Source organism: Methanosarcina sp. DH2, from assembly GCF_020804225.1.
Taxonomy (GTDB): domain Archaea; phylum Halobacteriota; class Methanosarcinia; order Methanosarcinales; family Methanosarcinaceae; genus Methanosarcina.
The window spans coordinates 211,490-228,511 of record NZ_WJBI01000012.1 but is presented as its reverse complement, the minus strand read 5'-3'; the positions used below and the strand labels follow the sequence as shown (position 1 = coordinate 228,511).

The following is a 17,022-nucleotide window of genomic DNA, read 5'->3' as shown; positions in this document are numbered from 1 at the left end:
GTTCAGTATGGTCCAAATATTTTAGCTTCAGCTATTTACTGTAAAAATCACCATTTTATCCCCTATGAAAGGATTTCTGAATTTTTTGAGGATATTATGGGAATAAAAATCTGTCCTGCTACGATAATTCGAGCAGAAAGAGAATGTTTTCAGAATATAGAGGAATTCGAAAGCGTTATTCGGGAGAAATTAATGATTTCTCCTGTTGTCCATTTTGATGAAACTGGTATGAAGATCGAAGGAAAAAGGCACTGGCTTCATGTAGCTTCTAATGATAAATACACATGTTATTTTCCTCACTCAAAAAGAGGAGCAGAGGCAATAAATGCTATGGGAATTCTTCTGGAGTTTAAGGGAGTAGCAGTTCACGACGGATGGAAACCTTACAACATTTATGACTGTGATCATGCTCTCTGTAATGCTCATTTACAGAGAGAACTTGCTGGAATTGAAGAGAACTATAAACAGCAGTGGGCTAAAGAAATGAATGAACTGCTCACTGAGATGAAAAAGTATACCGACGAATGCAAGGAGCAAGTCAAAGAACTGGATTTTGAGCAAATTAAAGCATTGGAAGAAAGGTTCGATGCTATCATAATTAAAGGAATTGAAGAAAATCCACAATCTCTAAATCCTGAAAAGCAAGGAAAACGTGGAAAGAATCCAAAAACTAAAGCAAGGAATCTGCTGGATAGGTTTATAGAACATAAAGAAAAGATCCTGAGATTCCTGACAGAYTTGAAAGTTCCGTTTGAGAATAATCAAGCAGAAAGAGATATCAGGATGATGAAACTACAGCAGAAGATATCAGGAACTTTCAGAACAACACAAGGAGCGGAAGCTTTCTGCAGAATTAGAGCTTACATCTCTACAATTAGAAAGAACGGATTACCTGTTTTGGAGGGTATTATAGCGGCGCTCAAGGGAGCGCCGTTAACTATACTCTGAATAGTTACGAATGAGCAACAAAACCACCCGTAAATCATAACCATTCTTTAAAATGAACACATTTATTACTTTTAACTGTCATCGTTGGGTAGTTACTATATAAGAAGATGAAAACGCATGAACCAAAACGGAAAGCACATTTCGACCTGCATATGGGACTCAGAAGACGAGGAATATAACATAAGAGTTGTCCCGAACTATTTGGAATTCGTTAACAACATTTTCAATCTGCAAAATTTCGATTTCAGATTCAGCCGATCATCCCAGAGTAAACATTCATTGGTGGTATGAAATGGCTCTCAAAAAATCCGAACTTTACTCTTCTCTCTGGTCCAGTTGTGACGAACTGCGAGGTGGAATGGATGCCAGCCAGTACAAGGACTATGTACTCGTCCTGCTGTTTATCAAATACGTCAGCGACAAATACGCTGGAGTGCCATTTGCCCCTATTACCGTCCCTGAAGGTGCGAGCTTTCAGGATATGGTTGCACTCAAAGGAAAACCGGATATCGGCGATCAGATTAACAAGAAAATAATCGGTCCGCTGGTCAATGCAAACAAGCTGTCTGACATGCCGGACTTCCACGATGCTACCAAGCTTGGCAGCGGTAAGGAACAGGTGGACAGGCTTACCAACCTCATTGCCATTTTCGAGAATCCTGCCCTTGATTTCTCGAAGAACCGTGCCGAAGGTGACGATATCCTGGGCGATGCTTACGAATACCTGATGCGTCACTTTGCAACGGAGAGTGGCAAAAGTAAAGGTCAGTTCTATACTCCTGCCGAGGTCAGCCGTATCATAGCACAGATTCTCGGCATCCGCCAGGCCAATACCACAAATGCCACCACGGCCTATGATCCAACATGTGGTTCCGGTTCGCTGCTTTTGAAGGTCGCAGACGAGGCAAAAACCAAGATAACCATGTACGGCCAGGAAAAAGACGCCGCCACATCCGGCCTTGCCCGCATGAATATGATCTTGCACAACAACCCTGAGGCGCTTATCATGCAGGGTAACACTCTCACAGATCCCAAGTTTAAGGATGGAGAGACGCTCAAGACCTTTGACTACGTTGTTGCCAATCCACCATTCAGCGACAAGCGCTGGAGCACCGGCCTCGATCCACTTCACGATTCTTACGAGCGTTTCAAGCCCTTTGGTGTTCCGCCTTCCAAGCAGGGAGATTATGCTTATCTGCTTCATATTGTTCGTTCGCTCAAAAGTACGGGCAAAGGGGCATGCATCCTGCCACACGGTGTGCTGTTCCGAGGGAATGCAGAGGCTGATATCCGCCGTTCTCTCGTACGCAAAGGCTACATCAAGGGAATCATAGGCTTGCCAGCCAACCTTTTCTACGGCACCGGCATCCCGGCATGTATTATTGTTATCGACAAGGAAGAAGCTCAAAACCGCAAGGGCATTTTTATGATCGATGCTAGTGCGGGTTTTATGAAGGATGGTCCCAAGAACCGCCTCCGTGCCCAGGACATCCACAAGATAGTAGACGTTTTCACCCGGCAGGCTGAGGTCCCGAAATACTCGCGGATGGTCAGCCTGGAGGAGATCGAGAAGAACGAGTTCAACCTCAACCTTCCACGCTATATTGACAGCCAGCAGGCAGAGGATCTTCAGGATATCGAAGGCCATCTGCATGGAGGCATTCCCTGTGTCGATGTCGATGCACTCCAGCGTTACTGGGCTATCTGTCCTCAGCTTCAGCAGACACTGTTTAAAGAGAAAAGCCCTGGTTATCTGGACCTTGCAGTGGACAAGGCAGCCATCAAATCCACCATTTACGAACATCCTGAGTTCGCTGACTTCATCGACGGTATGAATGCACATTTCGCGACCTGGCGTGCGACAACTTCTGCTATGCTTCGGCAGTTACAGACCGGTTGCCACCCAAAGGAAGTCATAGCCGAGCTATCCGAAGACCTGCTCGCCCACTACGCAGACAAGCCGCTCATCAGCCAATATGATGTCTATCAGCACCTGATGGATTACTGGGCTGAAATGATGCAGGACGACTGCTACCTCATCGCTGACGAGGGATGGAAAGCTAAGACTTATCGTATTATCGAGAAGGACAAGAAGGGAAAAGAAAAGGACAAGGGCTGGACCTGCGACCTTGTGCCAAAGCCGCTTATCGTTTCTCGCTACTTTGCCAAAGAACAGGAAGCTATCGATAACCTCACTGCTGAGCTGGAAAGCATCACTGCCAGCATGACAGAGCTGGAAGAGGAACAGGGCGGCGAGGAAGGAGCTTTCTCCGAACTTGACAAGGTGAACAGGGCTAACATCAGCTCCCGCCTGAAGGATATAAAAAGTGACCGGGAAGCAAAGGAAGAAGCCGCTGTGCTCAACGACTGGCTGAAACTCGCCAATGAGGAAGCCGACCTCAAGAAACGCCTCAAGGAAACCGAGGCAGCGCTCGATTCAAAAGCATGCGCTTACTACCCCAGGCTCACCGAGGATGACATCAAGACGCTGGTCGTGGACGACAAATGGCTCTTTGCGCTGGATTCTGCCATCCACGGTGAGATGGACCGGATCAGCCAGTCTCTTACCCAGCGCGTTAAGGAGCTCGCCGAACGCTACGAAACCCCGATGCCGCAGATGACCGACCGCGTGGCCGAACTGGAGGCAAAAGTAAACAGGCACCTGGAGAGTATGGGGTTCAAATTATGAGCAGCAAGACAGGCATTTTACTCACTGATAGTTGTCCTGAGTTCCGATTTAGTCAGCAGTCTACTGACCAATTGCCCGAATCCCCTATCAACCCCGTCGAATTCGACGGGTTTAAAATGCAGACAGAGCTGTGTAATCTCGAACCGGAACAGGAGGAAAGGTTATGAGCGCGGAATGCAGCGCCGGGAACATCCCGTCCGGCTACAAACAGACAGAGGTTGGGATTATACCGGAGGATTGGACACAAAAAACCTTGGGCGAATTCATCTCCCTTCAACGTGGTCATGACCTCACGGAATGTGAACGGAGACCGGGAGAAGTTCCTGTAATGGGGTCAGCCGGACAGAATGGATTCCATGACACACCACTCGTAAAAGGGCCAGGAGTCGTGCTCGGTCGCAGTGGTGCATCATTTGGGCAGGCGCATTACTGCAAGATAGACTTCTGGCCGCACAACACCGCACTATACGTTACAGATTTTCGCGGTAACGACCAACTTTTTGTTTTCTATTTTCTCAAGTCACTCGACTTTAGTAGGCACAATTCAGGGGGTGCCCAACAATCCTTAAACCGGAATTTTATTGCTCCTATTCCGGTAGCGGTGCCTCCACCGGCCGAACAAGAAGCTATCGCCAAAGGATTGAGCGATGCGGATGTCCTCATCGAATCCCTGGAGCAGCTCATCGCCAAGAAACGCCAGATCAAACAAGGCGCCATGCAGGAGTTGCTTACTGGGAAGAGGCGGCTGCCGGGATTTAGTGGAGAATGGGAAACAAAGTTACTTAGAAATACAGCAATTCTCAAAGCTCGAATCGGATGGCAGGGCTTGACAACCGATGAATACCTGGATTCTGGAGATTATTATCTTGTCACAGGAACTGAGTTCAAAGATGGTTATATCGACTGGAGCAATTGTCATTACGTTACTGAATCACGCTACAAGCAGGACAAGAACATCCAGTTGAAAAAACATGACGTTTTAGTGACTAAAGATGGCACCATTGGAAAAGTGGCATTAATTAATCATCTACATAAACCAGCGACTTTGAACAGCGGGGTTTTCGTGATTCGACCAATTGAGGATGCTTTTCATCCCGAGTTTTTCTATTACCTACTCTGCTCGAATATCTTCACGGAATTCCTAGTTCAGCTCAGCGCTGGATCGACAATTAACCATCTCTATCAGAAGGATTTCGTTAACTTCACCTACAAAACGCCAGCTACAATCAAAGAACAAATCTCCATCGCCACCATCCTCTCCGACATGGACTCAGAAATCACCGCGCTGGAAGAAAGGCTTGCCAAGGCCCGCCAGCTCAAGCAGGGCATGATGCAGGAACTGCTTACAGGGAGGATTCGATTGGTATGACCGAGGCGGTGAGCGCAAATGGAGACGTCGATGTTTCGGTAAAAAGTTTTGCGTCGTTGTTCAGAGACGCGAAACGCCCTCTTGCAATTGATACTTATCAGCGCCCCTTTGTATGGGGTACAGATAAGGTGAATCAACTCGTCGCCGATATAGATGAGTATTGCCACAAAACCAATTCATCGAGGATATCTCTCGATTACTATATGGGTGCGATACTGCTGCATGAGGATATAGAAAAAAATAGACTTTTTATTATCGATGGCCAACAGCGACTTACCTCACTCTGTTTGTTGTACCACTTCATTATGGATGGATTGCCAGAAAATCAGGCGCTACACTACCATTCACCGATATCGGTAGCAAATATTAAACAAGCTCAGGAACTCTTTGAGCAGTCCAGCCTGCGACAACATGGAGCTAACTTGTTCAATCATATTTGTTTCACTGTTATCACGGTTCAGTCCGAGGATCTGGCCTTTAACTTTTTTGATACACAGAATAATCGCGGAGTGCCCCTTCAGCCCACTGACTTGCTGAAAGCCTATCACCTGCGAGCAATTAACGGAAGAGACCACATTCTCTTGCAAACTAACTGCGCCGAGCGTTGGGAACGACTGCAAGGTCGTAAACAAATTCTCGGCCACGGGGCAGATTTTGCGCCCACTTTGTTTCATCAATTTCTCTGGCGTGCAAGGCGTTGGACAGGGCAGAAGGAGATCAAACGCGAATCTTACAACGATATTATTGCCGAATTTCAGAATGATGCCATCCGTTCTGAAGCTCCAGATTCTGTGCCCCTTTACACTTCCAGAAGCAATCGGCTTGGATCTACGCTTACCCTCCTGCCACAAAAAGGTTACAGGTTGGAACCACTATCGATTCGCTTGAGCAACGATGCAGCAGAGCTACCGTTTGCCATCCGCCAGCCCATCAGTATGGGCATTGGATTTTTTCTCTATGCGGAAAAATATACTGCTTTAATCAAGCAATTGCTCGAAGACGAGCAACCAGATCCGGAAGTACACGCTTTTCGTAATCTTTACGATCAAGTGATTGCCGACATATCGTTATACCTACGTGAACTGTTTCTGTTGGCCAGTGTGATGTATATTGACCAGTTCGGCCATCACCAGCTCTTCCACTTTGCCCTCTGGCTCGATCATGTGCTGGGTGCTATTCGTCTTGAGAAACAATACATCTTCAAGGAGGCACCACTCATATTCTTGCGCGATTCACCATACAACCTGCTGGATGTCATTACCAGTGCATTTCGCCCCGAAGAAGTTATCGCCTATCTGAAGAAAGATCCGAGGGCTGTGTCGGCCTATGATAAAGAGAACATAGTTACTGGAAAAGGAGTGCAGGGCCGCTACAAAAAGAATGTACTGGTCTACTATGGCTATTATGACAAAATGGATAATCTAAAAGGTAAAGCCCATTGGATAGACGAAAAACTCATAGAGGAGAATCAGGTATGAGCATTCGCTCCGAACTGATAACTTTAAGTGACATTGTCGAGACTAACTCTTTTTTTACCATACCTATTTACCAGCGTATGTATGTCTGGGGCGATGATCAGGTCAGAACTTTATTGTCAGATTTACTCACTGCATACCAGGAAAAAAAAGATATTTTTTACCTCGGCAGCATATTGGTTGTAGAAGGAGATGAGATAGATAATGGGCGGAACTTTGAGCTGATCGACGGTCAGCAACGCCTCACTACACTCTGGATGATGAGTCTTGTCTGGCAGAGAGAACTCAAACAGTTTCAATATCGTCAGGGAAAATATGCCAGGCAATTTCGTGTTACCTTTTCGATTCGTCCAGAGATCAATAAGTTTTTCGCTCAATGGATGGACGACCTTGACACACCGTTGGCAGGAAATCATCTTATAGTGGATACACTGGCAACTATCGAATCTTTCCCAAAGGAACATAAAGACCTTGATCTCGAAGACTTCACTCGCTTTATTTTCGAGAAAGTGCAAATGGTTGTCACTAATGTTCCGGATGAAACCGATCTCAACAAGCTCTTTGAAGTGATCAACAATCGCGGTGTTCAGCTCCATAATCATGAAATCCTGAAAGTCAGAATGCTAAGTGCCCTCGAAAATGCCGCTGAACGTGAGCGTTACTCACTCCTATGGGATGCATGTTCTTACATGCTTAGATATGTGGAAAAGAACTTGAAGGAGATTACAAATCTCAAGATTTCTACACTTTTCGATAACGAAAAAAGCATCAAGGATATGGAAGCTCTTGCCTGTGCCAGCAATGTTCTTGACATGCTCAAACAGCAACAGGCAGATATGATAAGGGAAGAAGCGCTGAGTCTGGAAGAAATTATTTCCATGAAGCAAGCAGTTCAGGAAACAAAGGAAACCAGCCAAGATGAGGAAATTTATGAATCCGATGACGTTCGCAGCATCATTACCTTTCCGATGTTGCTACAGCATACCTTGCGTATCTGGCTACATAAACACGAACAACCTGATCTACCTAAAATTCTGGACAAGGAACTGCTAAGTCTCTTTGAAGATCATTTCCGCTGTGATGGGATCAAGCGTATCGAGGCGGTAACATCATTCATTGAGCTCTTGTGGGAAATTCGTTACTGTTTCGATAAATATATCATCAAATGGGTGGGCAATGGAGAAGAAGAATATCATCTGATCTGCAAACTGCGCCTTAATCCTTCTACATCAAAAGGAAAAACATACTACAGCTTAGTTCGACAGCAGCCTGCAACTAACGAAGGCTTTGCTTTACTGCAAAGCATGCTCTATCACTCTCAGCAGATCACGACACATTACTGGCTAACGCCCCTGCTCGCCTATATTCATGACCATCCAGGAGAGATTGATCAGCATTACGCTTATCTGATGAATCTGGATAATCACATGTTTTGTAGCATTGATGCTGACTCATTAATTGTGCAAAGTTGGAGTTTTCTGAAGCAGCCTTGGAAGCATAATGAACTTATCGATGCCAGCACTGTTTTGGCGCAGCCTCTTGGGGTCAACTTTCCACACTACTGGTTTTACAAGCTGGAATTCGTTCTCTGGTTTAGCAAGCTGACGGAGATCACCGGCGCTCATAAGGGTACATTCCGTATGACTGCCAAGAATTCGGTTGAGCACATCTGGCCTCGGAATCCAGAAACTGGAAAAGATCCCCAGTGGGTAGAAGAATTGGATTGTTTCGGTAACTTGGGGCTTGTCTCCCGCAGTCTTAATTCTGAATACGGGCGAAAACCATACCACGAAAAGAAAGCTCATTTTCAAACAAGGAATAAAGATCGTATTGATTCCTTGAAGATGTTCCTCGTATATGATCAAAACGAAGAATGGACTCCTAAGAGATCTCAAGAACACCAGCAACAGATGATCAAATTGATAGATAATTACCTTAAAAGAGACTTGAAAGGTGATGCCCATGCATAACATCGGCAAGTCTGAGCGCGAAACACAGGACCGAATAATCTCTCTTTTTCGTGACGAACTTAATTATAGCTACCTTGGCAACTGGATTGACCGGGAAAATAACAGCAACATTGAGGAAGGACTACTGACTGTCTACCTGACAGGGAACGGTTATACCCCAAAACAGATCAGTGTGGCACTCCACCTGCTGAAAAACGCAGCGAACCGCCATAACCAGAGCCTCTACAATAACAATAAAGCCGTTTATAGCCTGCTGCGTTATGGAGTCCCTGTAAAGACCGAGGCAGGCAAGGTTACAGAGAGTGTCAACCTCATAAACTGGCAGGAGCCGGAGAAGAACGATTTCGCCATTGCCGAGGAAGTAACTCTCATAGGTAACCGTGAGCGTAGGCCCGATATCGTGCTCTACGTGAACGGCATCGCCATCGGCGTGCTGGAATTGAAGAACAGCCGCGTGAGCATCGGTGACGGCATCCGCCAGAACCTGTCCAACCAGCAGCCTGAGTTCAACAGGTGGTTCTTCAGCACCGTGCAGTTCATCTTCGCAGGCAACGATTCCGAAGGCTTAAAATATGGCACCATCGGCACGCTGGAGAAGTATTTCCTCAAGTGGAAGGAAGACGAAAAGGATGACAGCCGCTTCAAGCTCGACAAATACCTGCTCAAGATGTGCAACAAAAAGCGGCTCATCGAGCTGATGTACGACTTCGTGCTCTTCGACGGCGGTATTAAGAAGCTTCCAAGAGTGCACCAGTATTTCGCTATCAAGGCAGCGCAGAAGCATGTACGGCAGCACAAAGGCGGCATTATCTGGCACACACAGGGCAGCGGAAAAAGCATCGTCATGGTGCTGCTGGCCAAATGGATCCTGGAAAACAACCCCAACGCCCGGGTGGTTATCGTCACCGACCGCGATGAGCTGGACAAACAGATCGAAGGGGTCTTCACCGAAGCTGGCGAGGCTATCAAAAGAACCACCAGCGGCAGCGACCTTATGAGCCAGCTCAGCCAGGCCAGGCCACGCCTGCTATGCTCTCTGGTCCACAAGTTTGGCCGTAAGGGCGTGGACGACTTCGATGCGTTCATCAGGGACCTGAAATCCCAGCCTGGAAAGACCGTGGGCGAGGTTTTCGTCTTCGTAGACGAATGCCACCGCACCCAGAGCGGCAAACTGAACCAGACGATGGAGGCAATCATGCCAGATGCTGTCTTCATCGGTTTTACTGGCACGCCGCTGCTCAAGAAGGATAAGAAGACCAGCCTGGAAGTCTTCGGCGGCTACATACACACCTACAAGTTCAGCGAAGCTGTAGAGGACAACGTGGTGCTCGACCTCGTTTATGAAGCCCGGGACATCGACCAGAATCTCGGTTCCGAGGCAAAGATCGATGCGTGGTTTGATGCTAAGACCCGGGGACTCAATGACTGGCAGAAAGACGAACTGAAGAATCACTGGGGCACCATGCAGAAAGTGCTCAGTTCACGCTCTCGCATGGAACGGGTAGTAAGCGACATCATATTTGACTTCAGTGTTAAGCCACGCCTGTCAAACGAACGCGGTAACGCCATTCTCGTAGCATCCAGCATTCACGAAGCCTGTAAGTACTTCGCTCTGTTCCAAAAAACACCTTTCAAAAGCAAATGCGCCGTGGTGACCTCCTACAACCCACAGTCACAGGACGTAACAAAAGAGGACACAGGCGCAAACACCGAGACAGATAAAGAGTTCATTTACAACACCTACACAGAACTGCTCAAAGATATCGAAACCAATCCAGGCATGACAAAAACAGAGGCTTACGAAGAGCAGGCGAAAACCCTTTTCACCAGAGAACCGGCTAATATGAAGCTGCTCATTGTTGTGGACAAACTGCTTACCGGCTTTGATGCCCCTCCCTGTACCTACCTCTATATAGACAAGTCAATGCAGGACCACGGTCTGTTCCAGGCAATCTGTCGCACTAACCGGCTGGACGGCGAAGACAAGGACTTTGGTTATATCGTGGACTACAAGGACCTGTTTAAAAATCTGGTCAACGACAAGGGTACCGGAGCACTTCAGGTTTATTCTTCCGAGCTTGACTACAGTGCTGGCGGTGCCACCCCTGAGGTTTTAATGCAGGACCGCCTGAAAAAAGGCAAGGAACGCCTTGACAATGCTCTGGAGACTCTGGCCCTGCTGTGTGAACCTGTTGAACCACCAAAGGGAGAGCTGGAACACATTCACTACTTTTGTGGCAATACGGAAATCCCAACTGACCTCCAGGAACACGAACCGCAACGGGCCGCTCTCTACAAAGCTACTGCTTCGCTGGTTCGCACCTACGCCAACATTGCCGATGAACTGGAATCCGCCGGATACAGCAGCTCAGGCATCTCCCGTATCAAGCAGCAGCTGGAACATTATCTGAACATCCGCGAAATCATCCGTAAAGCCAGTGGGGAAAGCCTCGACCTGAAAGCCTACGAGGCGGACATGCGCCATCTAATCGACACCTACATCGAGGCAGCCGAGCCCAGGAAAGTCTCATCCTTTGAAGATATGCCGCTGCTGGACCTGATCGTAAAAACAGGAATCGACAAAGCCATCGCAACCCAGCTCGGCGGATTGAAGGGCAACAAAAACGCCGTGGCAGAAACTATCGAGAACAATGTCCGCAGCAAAATAATCAAGGAGCACCTGAACGATCCGGCCTACTACGAGAAGATGTCAGCCCTGCTGGATGAAATAATAGCTGCCAGGAAGGCCAGAGCCATCGAGTATGAAGAGTATTTAAAAATGATCGCCGATCTGGTAAAGCAGGTGGAAGCCGGACATGAGGACGATATCCTCGAAGTGTTGAAGACAAGCCCTGCACTGAGGGCGCTTTACAACAACCTGCAAAACGACGGGAAAAGGTATGAGGGCCAGGTAGAAGAAAGCGGCGAATACATAGTCCCCGGCGATCAGGTTCTTGACCTGGCACTGAGGCTCGATGAAACCGTAAAGAGAGTCAGATCCGATGACTGGCGCGGTGTTGAACCTCGCGAACGGGTGATTAAGAAAGCTATGTACGACATCCTGAATGATGTATCCGAGGTAGAGCGTATCTTCATAATCATCAAGGCACAAAAGGAATACTGATGACCACGCAGATCGAACTCGGGGATATCACAGTAGACGTGGTGCTCAAGGATATCAAAAACATTCACCTGAGTGTGTATCCGCCCAACGGCAGAGTCAGGATATCCGCTCCCTTGCGAATGGATATAGATACTATTCGCATTTTCGCCATCTCCAGGCTGGGCTGGATCAAGCAGCAGCAGAAAAAATTCCAGGAACAGGAGCGTGAAACTCCTCGTGAGTATCTGGACCTTGAAAGCCATTACGTGTGGGGGAAGCGCTATTTGCTCAAAGTGATCGAAGTCAATGAAGCACCGTCTGTCGAATTAAAACACAGCAAGATGATCCTGCGGGTGCGTTCAGGAACAGATGATAAAAAGAAGCAGGCTATTATTGATGCATGGTATCGCGATCAGCTCAAGAAAGCTGTGCCACCGTTAATTGCCAGGTGGGAACCGCTGCTGGGTGTGAAGGTAGAGCGGTTCTTTGTACAGCGGATGAAAACGAAATGGGGGAGCTGTAACCACAAAGCACGCAATATTAGACTCAATACCGAACTTGCCAAAAAACCAAAAGAATGTCTCGAATACACCGTCGTACATGAAATGGCACATCTGCTGGAGCCGACGCACAATTCTCGCTTTATCACGCTAATGGACCAGTTCATGCCAAAATGGCAATTCTGCAGAGACAAACTGAATCAGTTACCTGTCAGCCATGAGAACTGGATTTATTGATACAATTTCCTGGAATTTTGTTTCAAAATATCTTTTCAAATTCCTAGCTGCAAACATTTTAAATTTTCTTTTTACCTTTTTGAAAAGGATCTTCAGAAAGGCTGGAGGAACCGTCCTATTATAGTCAACACAGAAAATATTTGCACAAACAAAAACTATAGCCCTAAGTAATATCCCTGGAGAGTTCAAATGAAAATATAATCCACTGAAAATATGGAAAACACGGAAATACATCTGCCCGTATTTCCTTTCTTCCGTGTTTTCCATATTTCCATATCTTTCCATATTTCCATGTCTTTCCATATTTCCGTGTCTTTCCATGTTTCTGTGTTTCCCTGTTTCCCTGTTTCCGTGGTTATAGTGTTTTGATTGAATTTTTCCTTACCCATCTGTATTTTAGGGATATACTGTTTAAAAGCGTATAAATTATGTGTTAGCTACAAATGGATTGGACGGAGCGCAGTCCTCAGGACGGTTGCAAATTTTGAGAGAGATAACAAAAACGATTATATCTCAAAATCCTAAATTCTTGTTTTTCCGAAAATGTATTATGTTGTGCTCCTGAATGATAGATAAAGGTGAAAAGAAAATGTTTAGTGTCACAATTGGAAACTACGGAATAGTAAAGATTAACAGACTTCCGGAGAACGCGACTGAATATAATCAAATAATCGATGCAAGAGAAGGAAAAGAATCTTTTATAATTGATAAATCTATTAAAGTGTTCGATGTTAGAAACGGGGAGTTGGATAATGATCTGATACCCGTATCCGAAGAGAAAAACGGACCATCCAGGCCCGAATGGAGATTTATTTCAGATTTTTGTTTTCCTATCTATGATGAAAGTAATAATTATCTGGGATATTATGAGATGGAGAATTTTATAAGAAGTGTTAAAAAATAACTGAAAAAGAGAAGGCAAGGACAAAAATAAGAAATAACTCTGAAAGCAATCTACCCGAAATGCGGAAAAGAGTACTTAAGATTGCAGGCAGGAGAAATGGGATACTATGGAAGCGGATAGGGCTTTACTGTCCTTCTCCTTCCTGTGACTTTATTATAAAAGATTTAGGGAATTGACTGATGAAGAAGATATTCAAACGTAAAGTGAAAATTACCACATCTGGTAGCATCCCGTTTGTGTTCCTATGTAATCTGATAGGACATAACTATAAAACATTTCAAGGTTTTGCAAATGATAAATCAGTTGAATTGATTTGTGTTCGATGTGGAAAAAGGGTTTAATTGTGAAAAATTAAACAGTAATTTCTTTTTTCTTTCCTTTTTGTCCTGTAAACTGGCCTCCGGCTCTGCCCGGATCAGCTGGATATCTGGCTATAATCAATAAGTAAAGACTTTTTCTAATCAGGACAACATCCTATAGAAAATTAAACTCTTTTTATTACTTAATGAGCTCATCCTAAAATAATTTTATTTCTACATCAATAAGACTTTCAGAGCTATTTTCCCAATTAAAAGATTGATTGATTGATTATTCCAGATTAGAGATTTAGGGGCTTAATCCTGAGTTTTAGGATCAGCTTAATGTATATAATTCATATGGAGACTATAATTGCGGATTAAAATGTTGTTTCCGTGAATAAGGAAAGTACCTCTCAGGCATGTAAAGGATTGAATGTCTGTTTTTTATCTTCTCACGTTTTTTGAATACCAGCAGTAGAACATGAGTCAGGGTTAACTGGAGGCAAGTTTTAACTCTATTAACAAAGTTCAATCTAAAAATACATTTAAGTTTATTAATCGAAAGGATTTAATACATTTAAACATAAATTCCAAAGTGATTCGGGGAAATGGGGGTTCAAATTCTGGACATAATGCTAAAACTTCAGGACGCTGCCAGCAGCTTGCAGGACACTGTTAAAAACTTCAATTCAGGCCTGCTTCAGGGCAAAAAGAAAGAGGAAGAGGAAACCTGCCCGCACAGGATAAAACAGACTAAAAATAGAAAAACAATAATTGTCAACTGCAGAGAATGTGAAGCCGGGTCTTCTCTTAACGATTCACACTGCAGAAAGAATATCTTTGAAATCCTGCAAAAGGAAATTCATGCTGACTGTCTTGTACTCTCAAAGCTTTATGAAAGGGACTATGAAGGGAAATCCCTGTCTTTACTTTATACTCTTGCAGGATTCAAGGGAACCATTGTAGCATATAGGAGCACGGAAATTGTTCCTGATACATGTGCCCGGCAGGAGAAGAAAAAGTGTGAGCTGGAGAGAAAAGAAATAATTGCTTCTCTTGCAGAAACCGTGGAAACTGACCCTTTAAAAGCCCGGCTGGAATTAAGGGAGGTCATTGAGGGGGGAATATCCGGAAGAGTTCCTCATGCAACTCCTGTCTGCCTTGCATGCTCTGAAGGTTTCTACCATATCCTGGATGAAATCGAAGAGAAAATTTCCTGCTTTCCCGAAGTCTCTGTTCTTAAAAAGTCCGGTTATTGTCTGGCAACGGGCTGGTCAGGAGAATTAGAGAGTGTGGAAGAAAAGGAAAACCGTGCCGAAAAAAAGATAGAACGCTCTGAAGAAAAATTATGGAAAAAGGCAAAGGGAAAGATAGGAGGGAAAGAGGGAAAGAAAACAGGAAGCCTGATAGAAAACGTTTCAGGAGAAGCAACTCCTGCGTCTCTATCCTGGTTAATTCCGCATATAACTCCATTTACAGATAAGAAGAAAAAGGAGAAGAAGGACAGATTTGCAAATAATCTCTCAAAATCCACATATTTCACATATAATTTTTTTGACTACGAAAGCGAGATCAAATCCCATGTAAGACCACCTTTTTCCAGTTCGAGGATTTACACTGAAGCCCCTGAAAATACAGAATTTCTCGAATGTTATGATATAAACGGCAGGGAGGGAAGAAATCTTGAAGTCTCCATTTACAGCTATACCGACAGGCCTGAAAAGCTTTACATGATCCGGCCTCCCGAATACAATATGCGTCAGGAAGAACTGAGATTGCTTGAAAAAGTCAGGAGAAGAATGATCCTGCACAGACCAAAGGACCTTGCCTTTGCAGACCCGACAGGAGCCAGGGAGTATTTCAAACGCATGGCAAAAGCCCTTCTGGCTGAAGAACTTCTGGAAAGCGGGAAAGCCTGCAGCCCGGATAAACTTGAAAGCTATGCCGACCTTCTTGCAAGGTATACGAACGGGCTCGGGATCGTGGAAGATCTTCTTTCGGATCTCAGGATAACGGACGTGTACATCAATGCCCCTGCTGACACTAACCCTGTGCACGTTGTGATGGAGGGAGAGGAATGTACAAGCAATGTTTTTCTCTCTCAGGACGACCTTGATGCCCTTGTCTCAAGGTTCAGAACTATCAGCGGCAGGCCCTTTGGAGAGGCTGTCCCTGTGCTTGAGCTTAACCTTGAGGCCTTCGGGGTAAGAGTATCCGTAATAGGAGACCCTCTCAGTGCAAACGGGCTTGCGTATGCCTTCCGAAAACACTCCCTAACGCCCTGGACCCTGCCGAAACTGATCAATACAGGCTCGATTTCTCCTTTTGCAGCCGGATTTTTAAGTTTTCTTATGGACGGGCAGGCTTCGGTTCTTGTCGCAGGAGAAGTGGGAGCCGGAAAAACATCTCTCCTATCGGCAATGCTGCTTGAAATCCCGCAGAAGTACAGGATCCTTACAATCGAAGACACGCATGAACTCCCTACAGAAGAGCTCCAGGACCTAGGCTGGAAGGTGCAGGGAATGAGTTCTCACTCTTCTGTCCTGAAGTCAGGGGCGGAAATGAGCCCTGAAACCGCGCTTCGGGCTGCCCTGCGACTTGGGAGCTCGTCTCTGGTGCTGGGAGAAGTAAGGGGACCGGAAGTAAAAGTGCTCTACGAAGCTATGCAGGTAGGAAATGCTGGAAATTCAGTAATCGGAACTATCCACGGCTCATCCGTTGAAAATGTTTATGAGAGAGTCGTACACACCCTTGGGGTCCCTCCTGCTTCTTTCAAAGCAACTGATGCGGTAATAATCTGTTCAGGCATCAGGCTCGGAGGAAGTATGAAAAAGTTAAAGCGGGTTAGCCGGATTGCAGAAGTGACCAGCGCAGTTATGGAAGATCCTGAACCTTCTGAAATCTTCACCGATATCATGCACTACGATGCCTCTCAGGACTGCCTGCTTGCAGGAGAAGTCCTTGAACAGGGGCAGTCCGAACTTATAGGAAAAATTGCCCGGAAATGGGGAATTACCATTGACAGTGCCCTTAAGAATATCGAACTCAGGACGAGAATAAAAGAAAAAATTGCAGCTGAAGGAGTTCACAGCCCATTCCTGCTTGAAGCCGAAGCCGTAAGTGAAGCAAACAATATGTTCTGGCTGTTTTCGGATTCCATCAAATCAGATAAAAGGACTCAGGCAGAGAACAATACTAAAGCAGGCAACAGTAATAAAATAAGTAATAAGACTAAAGCAAGCAACAGGTCTGGCTTTGGAATCGACTCAGATAATCCGGAACCCAGCTCAGGAGCCAATCTCGAAGAGCTGTACAGGCAGTGGGAAACCTGGTTTGGAAATTTTATAAGGGAGCGGACCGAAACAGGAAAACGGCTATCGGAAGGAAAACGGCCATCGGAAGAAAAACGACCATCAGAGGATAGACAACCGTCGGAAGAAAAAAGGCTATTAAAGGAAAAACAACTGTCAGAGAAAAAACAACTATCAGAGGAAAAACAGCTGCCAGAAATAAATACAACTGTGTGAG

Annotated in this window: 11 protein-coding genes; 10 read left to right on the top strand and 1 reads right to left on the bottom strand. The window is 45.5% G+C overall.

Annotated elements, in window-relative coordinates; all coding sequences use genetic code 11:
- From FXV91_RS13740 to FXV91_RS13705, 8 genes are all read left to right on the top strand, one after another.
- On the top strand, window positions 1-948 hold a 948-nt coding region (locus FXV91_RS13740), incomplete at its 5' end, for an IS66 family transposase (RefSeq protein ID WP_229391240.1).
- 292 nt (window positions 949-1,240) lie between these two features.
- On the top strand, window positions 1,241-3,637 hold the full coding sequence (locus tag FXV91_RS13735; RefSeq protein WP_229391238.1) for a type I restriction-modification system subunit M: 2,397 nt from the start codon (window positions 1,241-1,243) through the stop codon (window positions 3,635-3,637).
- Window positions 3,634-3,804 carry a hypothetical protein gene (locus FXV91_RS13730; protein ID WP_229391235.1) on the top strand — a complete coding sequence of 57 codons (171 nt, stop codon included), beginning with the start codon at window positions 3,634-3,636 and terminating at the stop codon, window positions 3,802-3,804. Before FXV91_RS13735 ends, FXV91_RS13730 begins: the two co-directional genes overlap by 4 nt.
- Window positions 3,801-5,006 carry a restriction endonuclease subunit S gene (locus FXV91_RS13725; protein WP_229391233.1) on the top strand — a complete coding sequence of 402 codons (1,206 nt, stop codon included), beginning with the start codon at window positions 3,801-3,803 and terminating at the stop codon, window positions 5,004-5,006. The genes FXV91_RS13730 and FXV91_RS13725 overlap by 4 nt, the downstream gene beginning before the upstream one ends.
- The gene (locus tag FXV91_RS13720) at window positions 5,003-6,484 is read left to right on the top strand and encodes a DUF262 domain-containing protein (protein ID WP_229391232.1); all 1,482 of its coding nucleotides are present in this window, start codon (window positions 5,003-5,005) and stop codon (window positions 6,482-6,484) included. The genes FXV91_RS13725 and FXV91_RS13720 overlap by 4 nt, the downstream gene beginning before the upstream one ends.
- Window positions 6,481-8,451 carry a DUF262 domain-containing protein gene (locus tag FXV91_RS13715; protein ID WP_229391230.1) on the top strand — a complete coding sequence of 657 codons (1,971 nt, stop codon included), beginning with the start codon at window positions 6,481-6,483 and terminating at the stop codon, window positions 8,449-8,451. Before FXV91_RS13720 ends, FXV91_RS13715 begins: the two co-directional genes overlap by 4 nt.
- The gene (locus FXV91_RS13710; RefSeq protein WP_229391227.1) at window positions 8,444-11,575 is read left to right on the top strand and encodes an HsdR family type I site-specific deoxyribonuclease; all 3,132 of its coding nucleotides are present in this window, start codon (window positions 8,444-8,446) and stop codon (window positions 11,573-11,575) included. Before FXV91_RS13715 ends, FXV91_RS13710 begins: the two co-directional genes overlap by 8 nt.
- Window positions 11,575-12,291, top strand: coding sequence for a SprT family zinc-dependent metalloprotease (locus FXV91_RS13705; protein WP_229391226.1), 717 nt, complete (start codon window positions 11,575-11,577; stop codon window positions 12,289-12,291). Before FXV91_RS13710 ends, FXV91_RS13705 begins: the two co-directional genes overlap by 1 nt.
- Here FXV91_RS13705 and FXV91_RS13700 read toward each other — a convergent pair.
- A complete protein-coding gene (locus FXV91_RS13700) occupies window positions 12,259-12,612 on the bottom strand; it encodes a hypothetical protein (RefSeq protein WP_229391223.1) in 354 nt (117 codons plus the stop codon). The two genes, FXV91_RS13705 and FXV91_RS13700, sit on opposite strands and share 33 nt — an antisense overlap.
- Window positions 12,613-12,856: 244 nt before the next feature.
- On the opposite strand from FXV91_RS13700, the gene FXV91_RS13695 reads away from it, so the two are divergent.
- Window positions 12,857-13,195, top strand: coding sequence for a hypothetical protein (locus tag FXV91_RS13695; protein ID WP_229391222.1), 339 nt, complete (start codon window positions 12,857-12,859; stop codon window positions 13,193-13,195).
- Between the two features lie 907 nt (window positions 13,196-14,102).
- Window positions 14,103-17,021, top strand: coding sequence for a type II/IV secretion system ATPase subunit (locus FXV91_RS13690; protein WP_229391221.1), 2,919 nt, complete (start codon window positions 14,103-14,105; stop codon window positions 17,019-17,021).
- Window position 17,022: the final 1 nt, after the last annotated feature.